General features: G+C 61.8%; 18 protein-coding genes and 2 tRNA genes. 6 read left to right on the top strand and 14 right to left on the bottom strand.

From position 1 onward, the window contains the following. Positions 1–173 precede the first annotated feature (173 nt). The 3 genes from ACIQH5_RS08320 to ACIQH5_RS08310 form a co-directional block, all read right to left on the bottom strand. Entirely contained in the window at positions 174–1,391 is a 1,218-nt protein-coding gene (locus ACIQH5_RS08320; RefSeq protein WP_400402028.1) for a cysteine desulfurase family protein, read from the bottom strand. A gap of 72 nt (positions 1,392–1,463) precedes the next feature. Continuing rightward, positions 1,464–2,135 (bottom strand): hypothetical protein, encoded by a 672-nt coding sequence (locus ACIQH5_RS08315; protein ID WP_400402027.1) that lies wholly within the window; start codon positions 2,133–2,135, stop codon positions 1,464–1,466. A gap of 119 nt (positions 2,136–2,254) precedes the next feature. After that, complete coding sequence (locus tag ACIQH5_RS08310) at positions 2,255–3,160, bottom strand: diacylglycerol/lipid kinase family protein (RefSeq protein WP_400402026.1); 906 nt, start codon at positions 3,158–3,160, stop codon at positions 2,255–2,257. Positions 3,161–3,322: 162 nt separating this feature from the next. Here ACIQH5_RS08310 and ACIQH5_RS08305 point away from each other — a divergent pair, with 162 nt between their 5' ends. From ACIQH5_RS08305 to ACIQH5_RS08290, 4 genes are all read left to right on the top strand, one after another. Next, positions 3,323–4,267 (top strand): J domain-containing protein, encoded by a 945-nt coding sequence (locus ACIQH5_RS08305; RefSeq protein WP_400402024.1) that lies wholly within the window; start codon positions 3,323–3,325, stop codon positions 4,265–4,267. An 86-nt stretch (positions 4,268–4,353) separates the two neighbouring features. Next, positions 4,354–4,821, top strand: a complete 468-nt coding sequence (locus tag ACIQH5_RS08300) for a tRNA (cytidine(34)-2'-O)-methyltransferase (RefSeq protein ID WP_400402023.1) — start codon at positions 4,354–4,356, stop codon at positions 4,819–4,821. A gap of 189 nt (positions 4,822–5,010) precedes the next feature. Beyond that, a complete protein-coding gene (gene sigK / locus ACIQH5_RS08295; protein ID WP_400402485.1) occupies positions 5,011–5,616 on the top strand; it encodes an ECF RNA polymerase sigma factor SigK in 606 nt (201 codons plus the stop codon). A 1-nt stretch (position 5,617) separates the two neighbouring features. After that, positions 5,618–6,451: an anti-sigma factor domain-containing protein gene (locus tag ACIQH5_RS08290; RefSeq protein ID WP_400402022.1), complete on the top strand. Its 834-nt coding sequence runs from the start codon at positions 5,618–5,620 to the stop codon at positions 6,449–6,451. 81 nt (positions 6,452–6,532) lie between these two features. Here ACIQH5_RS08290 and ACIQH5_RS08285 read toward each other — a convergent pair whose 3' ends face one another. From ACIQH5_RS08285 to ACIQH5_RS08260, 6 genes are all read right to left on the bottom strand, one after another. Continuing rightward, on the bottom strand, positions 6,533–7,936 hold the full coding sequence (locus tag ACIQH5_RS08285; protein ID WP_400402019.1) for a gluconate:H+ symporter: 1,404 nt from the start codon (positions 7,934–7,936) through the stop codon (positions 6,533–6,535). After that, positions 7,933–8,478, bottom strand: a complete 546-nt coding sequence (locus tag ACIQH5_RS08280; RefSeq protein WP_400402018.1) for a gluconokinase — start codon at positions 8,476–8,478, stop codon at positions 7,933–7,935. The genes ACIQH5_RS08285 and ACIQH5_RS08280 overlap by 4 nt, the downstream gene beginning before the upstream one ends. Positions 8,479–8,552: 74 nt before the next feature. Continuing rightward, positions 8,553–9,332 carry a PIG-L deacetylase family protein gene (locus ACIQH5_RS08275; RefSeq protein WP_400402016.1) on the bottom strand — a complete coding sequence of 260 codons (780 nt, stop codon included), beginning with the start codon at positions 9,330–9,332 and terminating at the stop codon, positions 8,553–8,555. 5 nt (positions 9,333–9,337) lie between these two features. Continuing rightward, positions 9,338–10,291 (bottom strand): electron transfer flavoprotein subunit alpha/FixB family protein, encoded by a 954-nt coding sequence (locus ACIQH5_RS08270; protein ID WP_400402014.1) that lies wholly within the window; start codon positions 10,289–10,291, stop codon positions 9,338–9,340. 14 nt (positions 10,292–10,305) lie between these two features. Then, positions 10,306–11,109 carry an electron transfer flavoprotein subunit beta/FixA family protein gene (locus tag ACIQH5_RS08265; protein WP_400402011.1) on the bottom strand — a complete coding sequence of 268 codons (804 nt, stop codon included), beginning with the start codon at positions 11,107–11,109 and terminating at the stop codon, positions 10,306–10,308. Positions 11,110–11,377: 268 nt separating this feature from the next. After that, positions 11,378–12,985 carry a S1C family serine protease gene (locus tag ACIQH5_RS08260; RefSeq protein WP_400402009.1) on the bottom strand — a complete coding sequence of 536 codons (1,608 nt, stop codon included), beginning with the start codon at positions 12,983–12,985 and terminating at the stop codon, positions 11,378–11,380. Positions 12,986–13,305: 320 nt separating this feature from the next. On the opposite strand from ACIQH5_RS08260, the gene ACIQH5_RS08255 reads away from it, so the two are divergent. Next, a complete protein-coding gene (locus ACIQH5_RS08255) occupies positions 13,306–15,369 on the top strand; it encodes a TPM domain-containing protein (protein WP_400402008.1) in 2,064 nt (687 codons plus the stop codon). Positions 15,370–15,468: 99 nt separating this feature from the next. After that, the gene (locus ACIQH5_RS08250) at positions 15,469–16,257 is read left to right on the top strand and encodes a PspA/IM30 family protein (protein WP_062072823.1); all 789 of its coding nucleotides are present in this window, start codon (positions 15,469–15,471) and stop codon (positions 16,255–16,257) included. A gap of 110 nt (positions 16,258–16,367) precedes the next feature. On the opposite strand, the gene ACIQH5_RS08245 is transcribed toward ACIQH5_RS08250, so the two are convergent. The 5 genes from ACIQH5_RS08245 to ACIQH5_RS08225 all read right to left on the bottom strand — a co-directional run bounded on the left by ACIQH5_RS08245 (position 16,368) and on the right by ACIQH5_RS08225 (position 22,090). Beyond that, positions 16,368–17,165 carry a GntR family transcriptional regulator gene (locus tag ACIQH5_RS08245; protein ID WP_400402005.1) on the bottom strand — a complete coding sequence of 266 codons (798 nt, stop codon included), beginning with the start codon at positions 17,163–17,165 and terminating at the stop codon, positions 16,368–16,370. 137 nt (positions 17,166–17,302) lie between these two features. Further along, positions 17,303–17,376, bottom strand: a tRNA-Met gene (locus ACIQH5_RS08240). A gap of 246 nt (positions 17,377–17,622) precedes the next feature. Then, positions 17,623–17,696, bottom strand: a tRNA-Met gene (locus ACIQH5_RS08235). Positions 17,697–17,831: 135 nt separating this feature from the next. Continuing rightward, complete coding sequence (locus tag ACIQH5_RS08230; protein WP_400402003.1) at positions 17,832–20,912, bottom strand: UPF0182 family protein; 3,081 nt, start codon at positions 20,910–20,912, stop codon at positions 17,832–17,834. Between the two features lie 41 nt (positions 20,913–20,953). Then, positions 20,954–22,090 carry a PDZ domain-containing protein gene (locus tag ACIQH5_RS08225; RefSeq protein WP_400402000.1) on the bottom strand — a complete coding sequence of 379 codons (1,137 nt, stop codon included), beginning with the start codon at positions 22,088–22,090 and terminating at the stop codon, positions 20,954–20,956. Between the last annotated feature and the right edge of the window lie 77 nt (positions 22,091–22,167).

Raw genomic sequence — 22,167 nt, 5'->3', positions numbered from 1 at the left:
CTCGCATGCTGGCTTTCTGTCTGTGGGAGTTGGAGCAACCGATCCGGCTGGAAACAGCCGGCGTGCCCATCTATTCTAGCCTGCCTCGCCATCTGCCCCTAAAACACCGTGGTGAACCCGCTTCTGAATCCAGAGGTCAAAGACAGTGTTGAGGACTCTGTACAGCCCACAACCTAGGCTTGCCGGGCTACCGTCGCCGCCGTTTGAATGCTGGATTCGTGACCAGCCATTCCGGCCTGGCGCGCCCTGAGGCACGCCTCGGGAAGCGCCTTCAGGAGCACATCCACATCCTCAGTGGTGGAATTGTGGCCCAGGGTGAAACGCTGGGCGCCACGGGCAGTGTCCTCATCCAATCCCATGGCCAGGAGAACGTGTGAAGGCCTGGGCACCCCGGCGGTGCAGGCAGAGCCTGTAGAGGACTCGACGCCGGCCAGGTCCAAGAGAAAGAGCAGCGAATCGCCCTCGCAACCAGGGAAGGTGAAATGGGCGTTTCCCGGGAGCCTCCCGTCTCCGGCTGCACCCCTGAGGACTGCATCCGGAACCGACTCGCGCACCCCGCTGATCAGGCGCCCACGTAACGTGCTGAGGCGCTCACGCTCAGCAGCAAGGTTTGCAGTCACAACTTCAGCGGCTGCGGCAAAGGCAGCAATTGCGGGAGTGTCCAGTGTCCCCGAACGAACATCACGCTCTTGGCCGCCGCCGTGCTGCACCGGCGTCAGCTTGACGGCCCGCCCCAGGAAAAGGGCCCCAACGCCGACGGGACCACCAAGCTTGTGCCCCGAGACGGACATCGCGGCAAGTCCGGAGCGCCGGAAATCCACAGGGATGGATCCGAAAGCCTGGACGGCGTCGGAGTGAACCGGGATTCCGTGCGGCTTCGCCAGCTCCACGATCTCCAGCACTGGCTGGATGGTGCCGACTTCATTGTTGGCCCACATCACGGTGACCAACGCTACTGCGCCAGGATCGCGTTCGATTTCCTGCTTGACTGCCTCCAGCCGGACCTTTCCATCGGGATCCACGGGAAGCCATACAACCTCTGCGCCCTCGTGCTTTTCAAGCCATTCGACGGTATCCATGACCGCATGGTGCTCGACGGCGGAGCAAAGGATGCGCGTCCGGCGAGGGTCCTCGTCCCGCCTGGCCCAAAAAAGCCCCTTAACAGCCAGGTTGTCTGCTTCCGTACCGCCGGAAGTGAAAATGACCTCGGACGGATGGGCCCCGGCCGCAGCTGCCAGGGTCTCCCGGGCGTCCTCGACCGCGCGCCTGGCGCGGCGGCCTGCGCCGTGCAGCGACGAAGGGTTTCCCGTCCGCGCGAGCTCGCGCGTCATGACAGCGAGCGCTTCGGCCGACAGGGGCGTGGTGGCAGCATGGTCAAGGTATACAGGCACCCCCTAATTCTACCGATGCCCCATACGGCCGATGCCGGCCTCAACAGATAGGTGCCGCATGCCGGGGCACGATCAGGACGGCGGGACCACGACGAGCTGTGCCAAGGCCTCTGCACGCGCTGCTTTCAGGGTGGCGTCATCCGGGCACGACAGGGAAACATAGACGGAGGACGCGGGGGCGCTGAACAACCTGGCCAGGACCAGGGCCGACTTGCCACCGGATGCTGCCGAAGATTCCAAACCAAGGAACTCCACGCTGTGTTGGGGTTTATCGGATCCTTCTCCCCAACGCAACGACGCCGGCTTCAGACCATCCAGCGCACCTGCATTGAGGTAAGTGAACAGTTCCTTGGTTGACGCGGCGTCGTCGCCAGCAACCACCAGCGGGCCCTGATTCACGCTGACCCGGACCGCGAGTGTGCACCCGTCAGTCTTCTTGTACCTGTTTTCGCCCTGCAAAGCGGAGTGAACCACGGACCAACCTGGAACCTCCTCCAAGCGCGTGGAAACGGTCACGGGCTCCCCCGGGGCCAAAGTCCCTCCCGCCGTGAGCGGCAAGTCCTTCGCAGCCACCGCGGCCGCGTCGTGACCCGGAGTGATGGTGGGAGTTGCCAGCGTGGATACCGACGGCGACGGTTTGGGCGCAGCAGGGTCAGGGACGTTGACGCTGCAGCCAGCCAGCAGAACACCGGCGGCTCCGATGGCAACCAGGCCGGCCAGTCGTCGTCGAACGTTGCTCGCCACTTTGTCTCCTTGCCGTGCGGTCTGGAATATGGTGTCGGAACCGTGCCGACCGACTCGCCGCCCACTTCCCGCGGCCTGTCACCGCGATCGAGTCTAGCTGCCCGCCGCAGCGGGGCTCATTACGCGAGAACCCATAAACCGGCAGGAACTACATCGACGTCCACAGGCAATTCGGCGATTCGCTCGCCGTCCGCGTATGCCACTACTCCTGCGGCTTCCAGACGCACCTTCCGGACGCGCCGGATCTCCACGGCGGGATGGTTGGTGTGCTTCCCGGCGAAAACCTTGGGAAACACAGCCAGGAAACGGAGTCTGGACAGGGGCTTGACCACGAACATGTCCAGCCAGCCATCATCGGGCACCGCCTCAGGGGTAATCTTCATGCCCCCGCCAATGAACTGCCCGTTGGCCACCGAAATGAGCAGGGCAGGTTGAATCCAGGTGACGTCATCGGCAGTGACGGTGTAGCTGATCCGGCGGAAAGAGAGCAGCTCCCTGAGCATCGCAAGGTTGTAACGGCTCTTTCCCCGCGGCCAGCTCCACGAGTTGGCCCGCTCGTTGACGGCTGCATCGAACCCGGCGGAGAGGACGCCGGCGAAGTACGTCGTCCGGCTGCCTGCGGTGATCCTGCCGGCGTCGATCCTGCGTCCGCCGGTTTCCAGCGCATCCAGCAGTCGGCGGCACGCGGCCTGGGTGTCCTTCAAGGGCAAAGCCAACAGCCGCGCCACGTCATTGCCTGTCCCGCCGGGAACGATGCCGAGGGGGATGTCAAACCCTGCGAGCGCATTCACGCCCAGGTGAACCATGCCGTCGCCACCCACCACTACCAACACTTCCACCCCGGTTACCAGCGTCCTGTCCACGGCTCTCCGGAGGGCGCCATAGTTTTCCGCTTCAAGCACGACGACGTCCCACCCGGCGGCGCGGATGAATTCTGCGGCTTGGTACCCCACATTGCGCGTACGACCAAAAGAGGCCGCGGGATTAATGGCAACAGCGATTTTCATCGGCGTACTGATTTTCATCGGCGTACTGTAGGGGTTCTCGGCCGCCGGAGGTTTCACAGCCTGAATTATGCCAGCGGGAACCACACGCCCCGTTACCGACGTTCACATAGTGGCTGGATAAACTTGCCTGTACCGTACCTCTTCAGAGGTGCGACCATCACCATAGAGAAGGGCCCGTGCTTGGCCGAGGGCAGCAGTTCGCACTATCAGGTTCTCCGCGTTTCCGTCACCGCTACGGACAAGGAGATCAAAGTGGCCTACCGCAAGGCTGCCCGGAAAGCCCACCCCGATCATGGCGGAGAAGCGGAGATGTTCCGGCGCGTGACCCTCGCGTACGAAACGCTCATTGATCCCCGGCGCAGGGCCGACTACGACCGAAGGTATGCCCAGGGCGCTTCGGGTGTGAGCCAGCCTCGGCCCGGTGATTACTCAGGTACCGCCGCCCCGGGTCCCTCCGCCACAACAAACGTCAAACGGCCCCAAGCCCAGCGCAACACTGCCGGTGATCCCGCGGTGTACGTTCCCTCCTTTGACGATCCCAACGAGGTTCCGCTCATCTCAGCGGCGGAAGCGGCCCAGCAGGTCCACGGGCTCCCCCGAAAACGGGGTATTTTTGGTGCCGAGGCCCGTATCCAGCGCGAAATGCGCACGGTCCAGCTCATCAGCCGGCAAGTCCTGCCCGCCATACCCGCAGCCCGGCTGATCAATGGCCTGCGCTCACCGTCGGATAACAACCACATTGACCACGCTGTCCTGTCCGGCTATCGGCTGGCATTGATCGGTTCCATGCTGTTGCCCAAAGGCGCCTATGCATGGGATGGCCATTCGCTGCGCCATGGCGGCCGTTCGGTGGCTCCTCCACAGCTCGCGCACATCGTGCGGCACATGCAGGACCTTTTTCCGGAACTCAATGTCACCGGCTGGGTGGTCCTTCACAGTCCTGACGGAAATCTTCACGAACCCGTCATTGACCAGTACGGCAAGGGACAGTCGAGCAACAATGCCGTGGAGGTAGTCAACGCGGCAGGCCTGGTGAGGGGACTGAAGCAATTCCTCAGTTCAGGGCCGGCGCCAAACACCGTGGTGGTGCCTGTGTTGGCCCGTCTTCTTCGCGGAATGCACTGAGCCCGCCCACGCTGAGTTTGCTTCCACCCTGCGATGCTCCGCGATCGGCAACGGCGACCGGTCCACGGGCTGACTAGGATGTAACAGTGTTCCGAATCCTCTTCCACACCCCAGAAATCCCGGGCAATACGGGCAACGCCATCCGCTTGGCCGCCATCACAGGGGCTGAGCTCCACCTGGTGGAACCTCTCGGCTTCGACTTTTCCGATGCCAAGCTGCGCCGCGCCGGTCTTGACTACCACGATCTCGCGGTAGTCACGGTGCACAAGGACATCGACGCCGCATGGACTGCCCTTAAGCCCGAGCGCGTTTTCGCCTACACCTCGGACGGCGAGACCTCGTACACGGATATCAGCTACCGCGAGGGGGACGTCCTCATGTTCGGCCCGGAATCCATGGGACTGCCGGACTGGCTCAAGCAGGACCCGCACGTCACCGCCCGTGTTCGCCTTCCCATGAAACCTTCCCTACGTTCACTGAATCTTGCCAACGCTGCATCCATCGCCGTCTTCGAGGCTTGGCGTCAGAACGGATTTGCCGGCGCCAAGGTCTAGCCCATCCAACGGGGCATCTGCGCCGAATACCTTATGCAGGAACAAGTCCTGCCGTGGATATTCATCGAGGGAGCCTACGTGAGCGCGCTGCAGACCAGGGTGATGACGGCAAGCCGCTGCACCGCCGCGCCGTCGACGCAAACCCGTGATGCTGCCGGTTTCAAACGGGACGACATATGCTGGACGGTGATGGACATCCCCAACAATCCCGGCCCACCGGTCTTCGAGGCCACCGGCAGCGCGACAGACTTGAACTCGCAGCTGACTGCTTTGCTTGAGCTCCTGGCAGCAGGCGACCAGCAGGCTTTTGCTGAGTTCTACCGCCTGACCTCGCGGCGCGTCTTCGGCATGGCACGGCGCGTCCTGATAGACCCTGACCTCAGCGAGGACGCCACTCAAGAGGTATATCTCCAGGTATGGCAAGGTGCAGCAAAGTTTGACCGCGCCGCAGGGACCCCGCTGGCTTGGCTCATGACCATCGCTCATCGACGAGCCATTGACCGGGTCCGCGCTGTGCAGGCGGCCACTGACCGCGAAGCCAAGTACGGCGCAGCGAGCCAGGACCCGGACCGTGACCTGGTAGCTGAGGAAGCCGATACCAACATGGAGGCCGAGGCGGTCAGCAGATGCCTCGGCACGCTGACGGACACCCAACGTGAATCAGTCCGGCTCGCCTACTATGGCGGCCTGACATATCGGGAGGTGGCGGAGCACCTCGGCGCGGCCGTCCCGACCATCAAGTCCCGCATCCGTGATGGACTGCTGCGACTGAAGACCTGCTTGGGGGTGGGTTGATATGAGCGAAAACACCGGTGGAGGCTTTATCCGCAGAATGTTTGCCAACGACATCGCTACCGACCTCGCCGAGGGCCGAGTCCTCGAGCTGGCGGAAATCTACGCCCTGGACGCCTTGAGCGACCACGAACGGGCCATGATCGACGACTACATCAAGGACGCCCCGGAACGCACTGAGTTCCTGGAACGGGTCCGCGAAGCGCGCGAAACCTTGGCTGTCAGCTTTGCCCCGGAGGAAGAACCGCCTGCAGGTCTCTTCGACAACATCCTGGAGCGCATCACCAAGGATGCCGCCGCCCAGCCCGTCGCAGAGCCGACGGTTCCCTCGGTGGAAAGCCCCGCCGTCGACGACCTCGCTGCCGCCAGGATGAGGCGTGAGGAGCGTACACGCGCCGGTGGCGCGCGCCGATGGATCATCGGCGCCGCGGCTGCAGCAGTGATTGCCCTCGGTGGGATCGGAGTAGGCACCTACGTCACGGCACAGAACGACCCCGTCAACCAGGTGCTCCAAGCGCAGGACGTCCAGAAGACCTCTGCGCCTGTTCCCGGCGGTGGTACGGCCACCATCTCAGCATCATCGGCGAAGGATTCCTTCGTGGTTCTGATGGATGGCGTAGCTCCCGCGCCGGAAGGCAAGGTCTACCAGTTGTGGACCCTCCCCAAGGACGGCTCTGCCCCGGTACCGCAGGGCACCATGGATGCCCAGACGCTGTCCAAGCCGGCCGTCGTGAAGGGACTGGCGTCAGCTTCGTCCGTAGCCATCACTGTGGAACCCACGGGCGGATCGAGCGCCCCAACCACGGACCCTGTTCTGGTGGTTGGGCTCAGCGCCTGACTCTTGAAAATCAACGCACGACGGCGGCCGTCCCACCTAAGGGACGGCCGCCGTCGCGCTTTCACGAGGTTGTTTCGGCAGCTACAACACGAGCGATAGAAGCATCACAAAGCCGAAGCCCACCACGGAGATCAGTGTCTCCATCACGGACCAGGTTTTGAAGGTCTGCCCGACAGTTAGCCCGAACAGTTCCTTGACCAACCAGAATCCGGCGTCGTTGACGTGGGACAGGAACAAGGAACCTGCGCCAATAGCCAAAGCCAACAGAGCTGCGTGCGTCGGGCTCAGGCTGCTGGCAAGGGGCGCCACAATGCCCGCCGCCGTCACTGTAGCCACTGTTGCTGAACCCGTGGCCAGGCGCAGAGCCACAGCCACGATGAATCCGAGCACCAGGACTGACATGTTGGCGCCCTCGGCCCATTTCTTGACAGCGTCGCCCACACCGGCGCCAACCAGGGTTTGCTTGAAACCACCGCCGGCACCCACGATGAGGAGGATGGCGGCAATGGGCCCCAGGCTTTCACCCAACTTGGCTGTGATCCTGCTTCCCGTGAAGCCCACCGCATACCCGAACGTTACGATCGCCAGAAGGACTGCCAGTGTCATGGCCACCAGGGGCTGGCCCACGAAGTCGAAGAAGATCCTGATTGCCGGCGCTGTTTCAGGATTGGGCCAGATGATGCCGCCCAAAGCCTTCAACAGCATGAGGACCACCGGGAAAATGATCGTCAACAGGGTCACCAGGAACGACGGCTGGCGTTTCACTTCGCTCAGGTCCGCTGCGTGCTGGGTGTCGATGCCACCGGCTACGGCGGGCGCGTCAACGGGGACCCAGCGGGCAGCCAACCGTGAGAAAAGCGGACCACAGATGATCACTGTGGGAATCGCTACGAGGATGCCAAGGCCCAGTGTTGTTCCCAACTCCGCTTTGACTGCACTGATCGCGATCAGTGGTCCCGGGTGCGGTGGCACCAGCCCGTGAAGGACCGACAGTCCAGCCAGCGCCGGGATCGCAATGCGCATCAGTTTCATTTTGGACCGTTGAGTCACCAGGACTATCACCGGAAGCAACAAGACGAGCCCGATTTCGAAGAACATCGGCAGGCCGATGATGACGGCTACAAGAGTGATCATCCAGACCAGCTTGTTTCCGCTCGCCTTGGCCAGCAACGTGTCCACCACACGGTTTGCGCCACCGGAATCGGCCAGCAGCTTGCCGAGCATGGCCCCCAGGGCAATAAGCAGGCCAACTTCCTTGAGGACTCCCCCAACGCCGTCCTCGAAGTTGGTGATGACCTTGCCCAGCTCCACGCCTGACGCCAGGCCAACGAAAGCCGAGCCCAGAACCAGCGCAAGGAACGGGTGCAGTTTCAGTTTGGCGATCAGCACCACAATCAGGGCGATGCCCAGCGCTGCGACCACCAGCAACTGGGTGTCATGCGCCGTCCATTCCTGTACCTCTGTGGCGGCCTCCAGGAACCTCACGAAGCGTTCGTTTCGGTACCGGCAACTACAGGGTGCAGGCCGAGGCGTTCAATAACCTCGTCCGCTTCTTCGGCAGGAGACGCCGAAACACACAGGGAGATGTAGCTCTCGTCCTCCGTCGGTTCCTCAAGGGCGTCGAACTGTGATTCCAGGAGGGACGGCGGCATGAAGTGGCCGTGCCTGGAGGCCAGTCGATCGGAAATCTTGTCCTTGCTCCCCTGCAGGAAGACGAAAACGACGTTCTCGCCGCGGAGCACATCGCGATACTTCTTTTTGAGAGCCGAGCACGTAATGATTGCCGGAGTTCCGGCATCCGCGCGCTCACGGATCCAGTCCGAGATGATGCCCAGCCAGGGCCACCGGTCCTCATCGCTAAGAGCCAGCCCCGATTGCATCTTGGCCACGTTGGCCTCTGGGTGCAGGTCGTCGCCTTCGGCGAGATCCCATCCAAGCTTCCCGGCGAGAACGCCGGCCACGGTGGACTTGCCGGAACCGGAGACTCCCATAATCACCAGTACGGGTTGTTGCGCAGTCTTCGCCATCAAAGTCTGCCTTCCTCGAATAAATATGATTTAACCGAGATCAAGCATATGACACGGGTTACACCACGGCAACGTCAGAACCCTGCGATGGTGGTGGATCCGTTGACTGCAACTACATGGAAGAACTCTGCGCTCGCTCCGTCGGGCAGGCCGGCCCGCTCACCATTGCCCAGCATCATGGCCCTGACCACGCGTTCCATTCCCTCGATATCGGGATGCTGGCTCGCATGGACCCTGATGGCGTCAAGCTTCGCGTCCACATGCTCCGAAACATCCACAGAGTGGTTCTCCCTGGACTCCGGGCTGGAGATAAACCACAGCCACGGCAACTTGAAGGCCTCCAGCCCGGCCGCGGCCAGCTCCGGGTAGGCGAACGGATTCTCCACTGCCGGATAGACCGCCCTGGTCACGGCTTCCCCCGCGGCAAGGTGGTCCGGGTGGCTCTTCTGGAGGCGGTCCCAGTTCCGTTCCGGGTGCATTGTCAGCACAATGTCCGGACGGATTTCGCGAATCAGCTTCACTACCTGCTTGATGACGCCATGAGTCGGTTCCAGGTACCCGTCCCGCTCGTGAAGGTAGTGGATATCCGTGACACCCACCAGAGCAGCTGCGCGCCTTTGCTCCTCGGCCCGTAGATCAGTGATCCTTTCGCGGTCCAAGGGGTCGAAACCGCCGGCATCCCCATCGGTCATGATGCAATAACTGACCTCGACCCCGGCAGCCGTCCAGGCCGCGATGGTCCCTGCAGCACCAAAATCGATGTCGTCGGGATGGGCAGTAAAACAAAGCACCCGCTCAACGCGCTCCGTGGAGGCGTCGAACGGGCTCTTTGCTGACGGAACGTCAGTAGGCAAAGGGATCAGCCTTTCCGCTTCTGGATTTCGGCAGTGGCCTGCGGCAGCACCTTGAAAAGGTCCCCAATGATGCCGTAGTCCGCAATCTCGAATACTGGCGATTCTGCGTCCTTGTTGATGGCCACGATGACCTTGGAGGTCTGCATGCCCGCCTTCTGCTGGATGGCACCTGAAATGCCAGCCGAGATGTACAACTGCGGCGACACTGTGACGCCGGTCTGGCCAACCTGTGCATCATGGCCGATCCAACCTGCATCGGTAGCAGCGCGGGATGCACCCACAGCTGCACCCAAGGCATCCGCGAGCTCCTCAACGGGCCCGAAGTCACCATCCACGCCGCGACCGCCGGCTACGACGATCCTGGCCTCGCTGAGGTCCGGCCGCCCGCTGACAGGCTTCTCGGTGCGGGCTGCGATGCGTGCGGAGTTCGCCAGGCCCTCGGCGGGAACCTGAACAGTGGCAGTGGCCGGTGCAGTTGCAGCACCGGCCGGAGCAGGTTCCACGTTGTTGGCCTTGACCGAAAGGACGGTCACCGGAGTAGTGGCTTTCGCGGTGGTGTTGTAGGAACCTGCCAACACCGACTTATGCGCAGTGCCGTCAGCCTCAACGCCCACCACATCGGTAATGACGCCGGCGTTGAGCTTAATGCCAAGCCTGCCCGCAATTTCCTTGCCCTCAGGCGAGTTATCCACCAAGACGGCCGTAGCGCCGGACGCTGCCACTGCAGCTGCCAGATAGGCAGCCTTCGGCCCCACCAAGTAGTTGTCGAGGTCGTCCACCGACGGCTGGAAAACCGTGGTGGCGCCGTACGCGCCCAACGTCGCGGCGACGTCGTCGGTCAACTCACCGGTGAAGGCGACGGCGGTCTCCCCCAGCGAGCGGGCGATGGTCAGGAGCTCCAGGCTGCTCTTCTTGAGAGCTGCTCCCGGGTTATCAATGAAAACAAGTGCATTTGCCATGGTTGGAGTCCCCTTTAGAGCAGCTTCTGTGCGGCGAGGAAGTCGACCAGCTTGATGCCGGCGTCGCCGTCGTCGGTAATGATGGTTCCTGCTGTCCGCGGTGGGCGGGCTTCTGCAGACTCCACTACTGTCCAAGAGCCGGCCAAGCCAACCTGTGAGGCGTCCACACCAATGTCAGCCAAAGACAGGGAGGCGATCTTCTTCTTCTTAGCGGCAAGGATGCCCTTGAAGTTGGGATAGCGCGGCTCGTTGATCTGGTCCGTGACAGAAACAACTGCGGGAAGCTGCGCTTCAACCGTTTCGGAGAAGGCGCCGGCGTCGCGGCGGGCGCTGACCTGACTGCCCGAAACCTCGAGGGTGGAAGCGAACGTGACCTGCGGGAACTGCAGGCGCTCGGCAAGCTGGGCCGGGATGAGCGAAGTCTCGCCATCGGTTGAGGCCATGCCCGTCAGGACGAGGTCCACCGGACGGCCATCGGCCGAGATGTGGCGGATCGCAGCGGCCAGCGCCAGCGAGGTTGCGGCAGCATCCGAACCAGCCAGAGCGTCGTCGCTGAGGTGGACGCCGGAATACGCGCCGATCTGTAGTGACTTCTTCACGGCATTGACCGCACCGGACGGGCCCATGCTCAAAGCAATGACCTCATTCCCGGCCTTCGGTCCGCCGCGTTCTTCCGCCAACTGGAGGGCTGCCTCTAGGGCGTACTCGTCCAGTTCAGACAAGATGCTCTCATCACGGTCTGTGGTGTTGCCAGGGCCGGTGATATGCCGGTCGAACTGGGCGTCCGGGACGTGCTTGACCAGAACGACAATCTTCAATGTCTCTTCCACTGTCTTCGAAGCAGCCTTCCATGCTTGTGGACGGCCAGACGCAGCAGCGTGGCCGTGGATTGCCCAACGCGTGGGCTCGTCCTAGCTAAGCATATTGCCCGCAGAAAACCACTCCCAGCGTTAAGCCCTGTTTCAGCTACGCGCGATGCTTCTTCCGGTCCCACAAGTTCATACCTGGACACAGCAAACGGCGGACGACACCTGTGTGAGGTGCCGCCCGCCGTCGTGAATTGGGCTTGCCTATTGCTGTGCCGGCCTACTGTTGTGCGGCGTCGAGGGTGACCTCAACCTCTTGAGTCTGGCCACCGCGCTGAATGGTCACCTTGACCTTGGCACCGGCAGGCTGCTCCCGGACTGCAGCGGTCAGCTGGTTGGGATCGCTCACGGCATAGTCGCCGAACTTGGTCACCACGTCGCCGACCTTGAGTCCAGCTTTGGCCGCAGCCGATCCGGAGGTCACTGAGGCAACCTCTGCACCCACCGAGAAGCCGGAGTCGCTGCCCGTGGAGGACTTCGACCGAACAGACACGCCGAACTGGCCGTGGCTGGCCTTACCGGTTTCGATGATCTCTTGCGCCACGCGCTTGGCGTGGTTGATGGGAACACTGAAACCAACGCCGATGTTGCCGCTGGACGACTCGGACGTTCCGCTGCCCGCCGAAGCAATGGCCACGTTCACGCCGATCACTTCGCCCTTGCTGTTCACCAGTGCGCCGCCGGAGTTGCCGGGGTTGATGGCCGCATCAGTCTGGATGACGTTGATGGCAATCGAGCCTTCGTTGGCAGTGCTCTGGCTCTGGCCCCCGTTCGGCGGTGCGAACTGGAAGCCTTCGTCGCCGCCCTGGCTCTCATCCGGTGTACCCTCCGGCACGGCAGAGGACGCAACACTGATAGTGCGGTTAAGCGTGGACACAATGCCATCGGTCACAGTGCCGGTGAGGCCCAAAGGCGAACCGATGGCGACGGCGGTGTCCCCCACGTTGATCTTGGACGAATCACCGAGCGTAGCCGGGACCAGGCCCGAGGCATCGCTCACCTTGATGACTGCAAGGTCTGACAAAGGGTCCGTGCCAACCACGGTGGCCTTGAGGACCTTGCCGTCGCTGGTACGGACCTCGATGACGGCGTTTGCGGTGGCACCATCCAGCGTGACCACGTGAGTGTTGGTGAGGATGTGGCCTTGGTCGTCCAGGATGATGCCGGAACCAGTTCCACCCTCATTTCCGCTGGTTGCTTTGATGGTCACCACGCTGGGTGAGGCTTTGGCGGCCGCAGCGGTAATGACGTTGACGTCGTCTTTGTTGTTCACGATGACGGTACTGGACTGTCCGCCTGTTGAAGCGGCCGGGGCGGGGTTATCCCACAGTGCATTGCTGCCGGCCACTACACCGCCACCGATAAGGCCCGCCGCAAGCATGCTGGCTACAAGAGTTCCGACGCCGAAGGCCGGCTTGCGCTTGGTGCTGACAGAAGAGTGACCGGGGGCTTGCTGGAATCCGGGGTTATTGTGACCCTGCGGGTTCTGGAATCCTTGCTGGTGGGGGAACTGGGAGGCACTGTTGCCGCTGTTTCCCGGGTTCGAGCCACCGTAGAACGGCTGGTGCTGTGGGTAGCTTGGGCGGTGAGCCGGATCATGCTGCTGCGGAGCGCCGTAGTACTGCGGCTGCTGCTGGGTTGCAGGAGGCTGGAAGGCCGGCAGCGGAGTAGTGGGCTGTGCCGGGTTTTCCGTCCCGGCCCCCTGCCCGGAAGTCCCCGCAGGCTGCTGTCGGGTGGCGCTGGCGTCGCCCTGCTCCCCCGTGGTGTCCCGCGGCTCTGATGGCTCGCGGTTCTCTGATGCATTGCCCTGCGCTGGGTTCTCCGTCATGGGTCTTCCTTTCGTCCTCGTCTTCAACAACTATGTACCCAATAACTGGAACAAAAGCGGACGTTCGCTGGGAGCTTCCTGAAAGAGACCGCAACCACGTCCCCACAGGTCAAAAGGTCCCTCAACGCCTCAACAATCCAGCTCTCTCCTATATTTCGCTGGTGGCATATTCACCCCTGTGGACGGGTTGGGGGGTGCACCATAGAATCAAGAGGAATTGCCACAGCGACCTGCGGCTTTACACCATGCGTGGGGGCGCTGAGCATTCTGTGACGATTGGTACGCCTTGTTCCAGTCGCAGACGTGCTGAAGGGTTGCACATGCGGTCAATAGTTAAACGCGTACTCGCCGTGATCGGCCTGGCTGGAATGTTGGCCCTACCGGCCACCTCCGCTTGGGCGGAAAGTCCGGTAACACTGGATCCGACCACTAAAATCGTGGACTCCGCGGGCGTGCTCGGCGGCGACAAAGCCAAAGTCCAAGAAGCCATTCAGAAGCTTGGCACAGACCACGCCATGACACTTCATGCCGTGTTCGTAAAGAGGTTTGAGAACCCGTCAGATCGCGTCCAATGGACAGAAGACGTCGCGGAGAAGGCCCAGCTCGGCCCGAATGCCCTCGTTCTCGCCGTAGCGACGGAAACACGCCAGTACCAACTGAGCAAGCCCGCCAACAGCAAGATCACCAACGCCCAACGGGATACGATCACCAGCAAGGCAATTGACCCGCAGTTGCGTGCCGGGAACTACGCCCAGGCTGTCATAGACGCCGCGGCTGCCATCGGCGATGCCGCAGGCGGCGGCAGCGGTACGGTTCCCAACGGTAACGCTGGTGTCGGCGTACTAGTGGGTGTAGGAGTTGTAGCTGCAGGCGGTGCCGGCACCTACCTCTACCTGCGAAACCGCAGGAAGAAGGGCGGCACCAAGGCCGTCAGCGCCAGCTACGGCCCGCAAGGCGAGCAGCTTGATCCCCTCGCCGGACTTAGCATTCCGGAACTGCGTCAAAAGAGCGGCTCGCTGTTGATCGAGGCGGACGACGCCATCAAGTCCAGCGAGCAGGAACTCGGCTTCGCCCAGGCGCAGTACGGTGACTCGGCGATCGGCAACTTCACGAAAGCCCTGGAGGAAGCCAAGGGACATATGACGGAGTCGTTCAAGCTGCAGCAGCAGCTGGATGACCACATTCCTGACACCGAAGAACAACAGCGGAGTTGGCTCGGAGAAATCATCCGCCGCTCCGAGGCAGCACTGGCCTCTTTGCGCGACCAGAAGGCGGATTTCGACTCTCTGCGAGAGCTGGAGAAAACTGCGCCGCAGGCCCTGGCAGCGGTGTCGGCAGGCGCCAAGGACGCGGACTCAAAGATCGCCAGCGCAGAACAATCGCTTGAGGGCTTGCGCGCAAAATACGCCGAATCTGCTCTGACGCAGGTTTCCGACAACATCCTGCAGGCAAAGGAGCGACTCGCCTTCGTGCAGAACGCAGCCACCGCCGCTCAGGAGAAGTTGGCTGCCGGCGAGAACAGCCTGGCTGCCGTGGCAGTCCGGGCCGCAGAGGAAAGCCTGCACCAGACCAACGTGCTGATCGATGCCATCTCCAAGACGGCGGGCAGCCTCGATGAGGCCCGGGCGTCCCTGGAAGGTGCGGTTGCCGAAACCAGCCAGGACCTCGCCCAAGCCAGGGCCATGATCCAGTCCGGCGAACACCCGGAGCTTGCGGGGCCCGTGGCTGGGGTTGAAGCTGCTCTAGCTCAGGTAAAGACGGAAATCCAAGGCGGAAAGATAGACCCCATCGCGACGCTTAGCCGCGTGGAGTCTGCCCACCAGGCGCTGGACCAGTCGTTGTCCGGCATCCGCGACCAGCAGGAGCAAGCCCGCCGGGCCCAGGCCTCACTTCAGCAAACCATCATGGCGGCACAGGCTCAGATCAGCGCAACCTCGGATTACATCACGGCACGTCGCGGTGGCGTGGGGACTGAAGCCCGCACGCGACTGGCTGAGGCTCAGCGGAACCTCGATTACGCGCTGTCGATCTCCCGCAATGATCCCGTCACGGCGTTAACGTATGCCCAGCAAGCGCATTCACTTGCTGCCCAGGCAGCCCAGCTGGCACAGTCCGACGTCGACCAGTTCGGCTATGCAGACCAAGGCCAAGGGTACGGACGCGGTGGCATGTTCGGCGGTGGCGGCGGAGGTGGCGGACTCGGCGGTGCCATCCTCGGCGGCATCCTCATCAACTCCATCCTTAATGGCGGCGGAGGCGGCTGGGGCGGCGGCGGTAATGACGGTGGAGGCGACGGTGGCTTCTTCGGCGGCGGCGGCGATTCCGGTGGCGGTTTCGACGGCGGCGGCTGGGGCGGCGACGGTGGCGGCGGAGGCGACTTCTAGCCAAACAGACTAAGTGGGGTCCATGCCCCGCATAGAAGCGGTACAACAACTGATCACTGATTTCAGTGGGCACCACTGAGCAGGACGAAAGGCATCACCATGGTTAAGCAGTCCATTTTCGGTCGGATCTCACAGCTCGCCAAGGCGAACATCAACGCCTTGCTGGACCAGGCTGAGGATCCGCAGAAGATGCTGGACCAGATGGTCCGCGACTACACGAACAACATTGCCGAGGCCGAATCTGCCGTGGCTCAGACCATCGGTAATCTCCGGATGCTGCAGGCGGACTACAACGAAGACGTCAAGAACGCGCAGGACTGGGGCAACAAGGCCCTGGCAGCTTCCCGCAAGGCCGATGAGTACCGCAATGCCGGCGACTCTGTTGATGCCCAGAAGTTCGACAACCTTGCAAAGGTAGCCATCCAGCGTCAAATGACCGCTGAGTCCGAGGCGAAGGCCGCAGAACCGAGCATCGCCTCACAGACCGAGGTAGTGGACAAGCTCAAGACCGGGCTTGACCAGATGAAGAACAAACTCAATCAGCTCACCGCAAAGCGCAACGAACTGGTGGCTCGCTCCAAGACCGCAGCCGCGCAGTCCCAGGTACACGACGCCCTCAAGAGCATCGACATCATGGATCCCACCAGCGAGGTTGGCCGCTTCGAAGAGAAGATCCGCCGGGAAGAGGCCAAGGTCCTCGGCCAGCAGGAGCTCGCCAGCTCCAGCCTTGATGCCCAGTTCAACCAGCTCGAAGACCTCGGAGAGCAGACAGAGATCGAGGCTCGCCTCGCAGCCCTCAAGTCAGGTGGCTCCAAGCCTGCCATTGGCGCTGGCGCTCCCGCCTCGACCGGCGCAACCATCGAAGAAGCCGACTTCGACAAGCTCTAAGAGTCGCTTGGACAGTCTGTCCTGACGTACTGCTGAACCACGAGACGGGCCGGATCCTGAAGAGGATCCGGCCCGTTTCTTTAAAGATCGTCTATTAGTCGTCGTTACCGCTATACCGCGCCAAGGCCTGCGGAATCCTGCGCTGGGCTCGCGTCCGTGGCCACTTCGGCTCGGATCTCAAATCCCTTGGGATGGAAGTACGTCACGGTGCACTCCAGCACCTCTCCGTGGTCACCGAGCGTTGTGCGCTCCAGACGCGGCACCATGGCGAACCCACGAACGTTCAGGGCGTCTGCCAGGTGTTCGGGTGGGGCATGCATGGTGACCGTGATTTCGGCCCGCTGCAGAGGCTTCAGGGTACGGTCCTGGATAACTTGGTAAATGGAGTTGCGTTCCGCATCAGCCAAACTGATGTGGCGGCCGATGTGGGAGGGGATGAAGATCTCCGCGATTGCATAGGGCCATCCGGCGCTTGAATACGAGCGGCGTATCACCAGAACGAGGTTGTCGTCGGAAACCAGCTTTGCCGGCACCGAGTCATCCTTTTCCATCCATTTGTATTCAATGAGGCCTTTGACGGTCTTCATCCCTGCAGCGGTGAAGGTCTCCATGAAGGGCGCCAGGCGGTTTAACATCTTCACCGGACGCTGCGCCATCACGAAAGTACCCTTGCCCTGTCGCCGGACCAAGAGGCCCTTTGCTACGAGCCTTTCGATAGCCTTCCGGACTGTGGTTCGGCTGATGCCGTAAGCATCCATCAGGGTCTCTTCTGTGGGTATCCGGGACCCCGGCTCCAACCGGCTGACTTGATCTGTCAGGACGTCAGCCACCTGTTGATACACGGCAACCGGACCGTCCCTCTGGAGGACTTCACGCTTGAGGCCAAATCCATAGTCTTCGTGGACCATTGAGCTTCCCATCCATTCTTGCCTCAGCGAATCTCTTGCCTCAGCGAATCCGGGTTCGATGCTAGCACCGGGATGACCGTGATGATTTAAAACAAAAGATCCGGACCAGTAATGACTGATCCGGATCTTTTCTCCAGTTGCGGGGACAGGATTTGAACCTGTGACCTCTGGGTTATGAGCCCAGCGAGCTACCGAACTGCTCCACCCCGCGTCGCAAGAACAACTCTACCGCACCCGCTCGGGTGCTTCTGACCATATGGCAGCTAAGGTGCCGCAGATCACTCTCCTGCACGCGCAGGCCTCGCGGTAACCGCTTCACTAGACCAGCACGTGCTTCCGATTCGAACCCCCGACGTGGCCGCCGCCTGCGTGGGCGGAGCCCGGGACGTGGCTCCCTAGCTATTGGGCAAAACAAAAGGTCCGGATCAGTAATTACTGATCCGGACCTTTTCTCCAGTTGCGGGGACAGGATTTGAACCTGTGACCTCTGGGTTATGAGCCCAGCGAGCTACCGAACTGCTCCACCCCGCGTCGCAAGAACAACATTACCGCCCGGTGAATGGCAGACCAAATCCTGGCGACGTGATGTGCATCTCCCCGTACGCGAAAGGCCGGCAGCCCGCCCCCGAAGGGAAGCAGGTGCCGGCCTTTCAGGCAACCAGGGAACTAGCTGCTTGGCGTAGGCGAGGGTGTCGCGCTGGGAGTGGCCTCCGGTGTTGCCGAAGGCGTCGCCGTGGTGCCCAGACGCGTTTCCGCATCCACAGCCTTCTTCAAGGCTTCGGACAGCTTGGTCTGCTGGGCACCGTACGCGGCAAAGTCGCCCTTGGCCAACGCAGCCTGGCCATCTTGGATCGCCTTGTTGGCCTCGTCCAGTGCTGCCTTGAGGTCGGCCTTGGCATCGGTGGGGCCAGCGGGCGGTGTAGTGGTGCCCGGAGGCGCAGTGGGCGTCTGGCCGTTATTGTCTGCATCTCCGGCTGTAGCACCGGAGTTGCCACCGAACAGTTGGTCGAGGGCCTCGTCCAACGTGGGCGCAAAGCCGATCTTGTCACCAAAGGCCACCAACACGCGCTGCAGCGTCGGGTAGGACGTCTCACCGGTGGACTTCAGGTAGACGGGCTGTACGTACAGCAGACCGCCACCCACGGGCAGCGTCAGCAGGTTGCCGTTCAGGACGTCCGAGGCTCCCTGCCGCAGGAGGTTCAAGGCCTGGGACACGGTGGGATCGGAGTTGAACTTGTTTTGCGCCTGGCCGGGACCAGGGACCTGGGTGTCGGTGGGGAGCTCCAGGAGCCGCAGCTTTCCATAGCTGTCCCCCTTGACGCCCTTGACGTTTCCGGCGTCGGAGTCAGCAGCGAGGAAGCCATACAGGATGTTCCTGGCACTTCCATTGACCGTTTGCGGAATGAAGGATGAGGTCAGCTGGAAGGCCGGCTTCTCCTGGTCGGGCATCTGGAGGGACATGTAGAACGGCGGCTGCTTGACGGCTTCCGAAACCGTGGGATCGTTCGGAACGCTCCAAGCATCGTTGTTCTGGTAGAAGCTGTCCGGATCCGTCACGTGGTAACGGCCGAGCAGTTCCCGCTGGACCTTGAACAGGTCTTCGGGGTAGCGAACGTGGCTCATGAGATCGCCGGACATTTCCGAGTACGGCTTGATGACGGTCGGGAAGACCTTCTGCCATGCCTTCAGAATGGGATCTTGGTCATCCCAGGCGTAAAGATTAACGGAGCCGTCATAGGCGTCCACTGTGGCCTTGACCGAGTTGCGGATGTAATTCACCGAGCTGTTCGGCAGAGCCACGGTGCGTCCGGCACTGGTCTGCGAGTCAACAGTGGCATTCTGCAGCTGTTGCGGCTGGGAGTACGGGAAGTACTGGCTGGTGGTGTAGCCGTCAACAATCCACTTGACGCGGCCGTCCACCACTGCCGGGTACGCATTACCGTCAACTGTCAGGTACGGGGCGAGCTTCTCAACGCGTTCGCGCGGATTGCGTTCGTAGAGAATCTGGGATTCCGCGTTGACGCCGTCCGAGAGCAAGAGATCAGAAGACTGGAACTTGATGGAGTAGAGAATTCTGTTGAGCCAATTGCCAACGTTTGGTCCACCATTGCCGCTGAAGGTGTACTGCGTTTCGCCGCCACCTTCACGGCCCGCCGGGCGGTCCTGCTCGCGGTTCGGGGCACCGTCTGGCGCACCCACGATGGAGTATTCAGGTGAATTCTCGCCGAAGTAGATGCGGGGTTCATAGGAAGTGTCGTTACCGAGGACACCGTTGGACGGGATGCCCGACTGCAGGAACTCGGGTTTGCCGTCGGCTGTGAACTTGTTGCCCTTGGCCGCGACAACGCCGTAGCCGTGGGTGTAAACGATGTGCCTGTTGACCCAAGTCTGCTGGTTGGCGCTCAGGCCATCCGGGTTCAGTTCGCGAACAGCAATAACAGTGTCCTGGACTTTGCCATCAACCATGTAACGGTCAACGTTCAAAGTCTGTGGGAACTGGTAGTACGGACGGTACTGCTCCAGCTGGGCGAACGCGGAGGAAATAAGGTTCGGGTCAAGGAGACGAATGTTGGCCGTGGTCTGTGCGTCCGCGGCCAGGGCCCCGGTAGTGGCGGTAGTAGTGGCGTTGTAAGCCGAGACATCGATCTTGTCCAGACCGTACGCAGCCCGCGTCATCTTGATATTTCGATCAATGAACTCCTTTTCCAAGGTGTTCTCCGACGGGCGTACCTGGAACTGCTGAATGACCCAGGGGTAAACGCCACCGGCCAGAATGGCGGTGATAACCAACATCGCAGTACCGATCACCGGCAGGCGCCAACGGCCGATGACCGCGGCAATGATGAACAGGATAGCGACGAGGCCCGCAGCAACGGCAAGAATCGCTTTGGTGGGGACAACCGCATTGACATCCGTGTAGAGGGCACCGGCCCAGCGGCCCGAGTTGCTCTGGACCGTCGTATACCTGTCAAGCCAGAAGTTGATGCCCAGAAGCACCAGGAAAAGAGCACCGGTGACAGCGATATGGATCTGCGCTGCACGGCTCGTAAAGATGCCGCGTTCCATGAGGCGGATGCTGCCGTAGAGGTAGTGCGTCAGGATACCCGCAATGCCCGCGACAACCGCGATGCTGATCAGGAATCCCGTGACGAAACCGAGGAACGGCAGCGTCATCAAATAGAAGCTGATGTCCATGTTGAACAACGGGTCGGTCTGACCGAAGGGCTCCTGGTTGAAGAACAACAGCGCCTTCTGCCACTGGCTGGCGGCCGCACTGCCGGCAAATAGTCCGAACAGGATAGGGAGACCGATCATGACAACCCGGCGAACAGGTTCAAGCTGCGCCTGGTAACGGTTGAGGTTGTCCCGGGCCTCAGCATCCGGAGCATAGACGGGCCTGGAGCGGTAGGCGATCCTGATGGCGAAGAAAACAGCGGCAAACATCATGGCGAAACCGATGAGGAACGTGATGATCCTGGCGAGGTTTTCGCGGATATAAACTTCGAAGAAGCCAAGCTGCTGGTACCACAGGACGTCAGTCCACACATTGGCGAAGAAAATGAACCCGACGACGGCCACTGCCACGACAATGAGCGTCGGCGTCAGAGCACCTCGTCTCAGCGGTGATCTTCCGGGCGGGTTGGAGCTGGCGGGACGGGACAAACTCTGTACCTCATTGGTGTCAGTGAACAGTCGGTATGCGCGTGTTGACAATCTCTGCCGCTGGGAGGTGGCAGAGGCCGTCATCTATGCCACGAGTGGCAGTGAAGCTAAGTTCCACCGTCAGTCTAGTTGTTTGTGCAGGTGGGAAGGCTCCCCGTGTCCTGGCCGGCTCCGAGGCGCTCCACGGCGGAGGTGGCGTCTGCAAGGGTTTCCACTTTTACAACCTGAAGCCCGTCCGGTACGTGGCCTACGACGTCGGCACAATTGGAGGCCGGAGCGAGGAACATGGTTGCGCCCTTTTGGCGGGCGCCGATCATCTTCTGGGCGATACCGCCGATAGGTCCCACGGCGCCGTCGGCCGTGATTGTTCCCGTGCCCGCAACGTGTTTGCCGCCGGTGAGATCCCCCGGAGTGAGGTTGTCCACGATTCCCAAGGCAAACATCATGCCTGCGCTGGGCCCGCCAACGTTGTCCAAGGAGATGCTGACGTCAAACGGGAACGTAAAGTCACTGGCCAGCAAAACCCCCAGAACGTACCTGTCAGCCTGGTTCTTGGTGGGGGTTATGGTCTCAGACACCGCCGTGCCTTTCCTGTCCAAGCCCACGACGACCGGCGATCCGGCACCCGCGGCCAGTTCTGCCTGAACCACGCTCATGGACGTGATCGCCTTGCCATTGATGGAGATCAGGCGGTCACCTTCCTGGATCTTCCCGGCGGATGGCGACGGGTCTGACAGACCTGCGACGTTGAGCCGCTGCTCAAACGGAATCTCAAGCTCACGCAATGCTGCGGCCACGGCGTTCTCCTGCGATGTTTCCATGGCGATTTCACCTTGCTGCACAGTCTGCTCAGCCGTGGTGCCCTTGGGATAGATAAGTTCCTCCGGATAAATGGCTTTGGAGGGATCCAACCACGCCCGGAACACGTCGAAGATGGTCGCCGGGGTTTTAGGTCCGCCCGTCATGACCACAGTGGTCAGGTCAAGGTTGCCGTTCGCTGGAAAAGACTCGCGACCAGTAATACTGATGACGGGTTTGTCGCCGTCCTTACCCAAAGTATTGAAGGTGGGGCCCGCCGACTCAATGACATACGGAACCGGCAACGCTGCCGCCCCAATGCCAAGGCCCAGTGCGAGGAGCCCGGAGATCACCATCATCATGTACCGGCCGTCACGAGGCGGCGACGGGGGCACGGAGGCGGAATCGGCGTCGGGCGTCTGACGCGGGTCCAATGAGCCCTCGGGGCTGGGCGAAGTAAGCATTGAGGCCTCTCTATGCCGGCATTGCGTGACCGGATCCATGGCTCCTGCCGCCGAAAGCGGCGGCGGCACATACCAAA

It is taken from the genome of Paenarthrobacter sp. NPDC091711 (assembly GCF_044756605.1).
GTDB lineage: Bacteria > Actinomycetota > Actinomycetes > Actinomycetales > Micrococcaceae > Arthrobacter.
The sequence above is the reverse complement of the archived record's forward strand: the minus strand, read 5'-3'. Positions and strand labels throughout refer to the sequence as shown.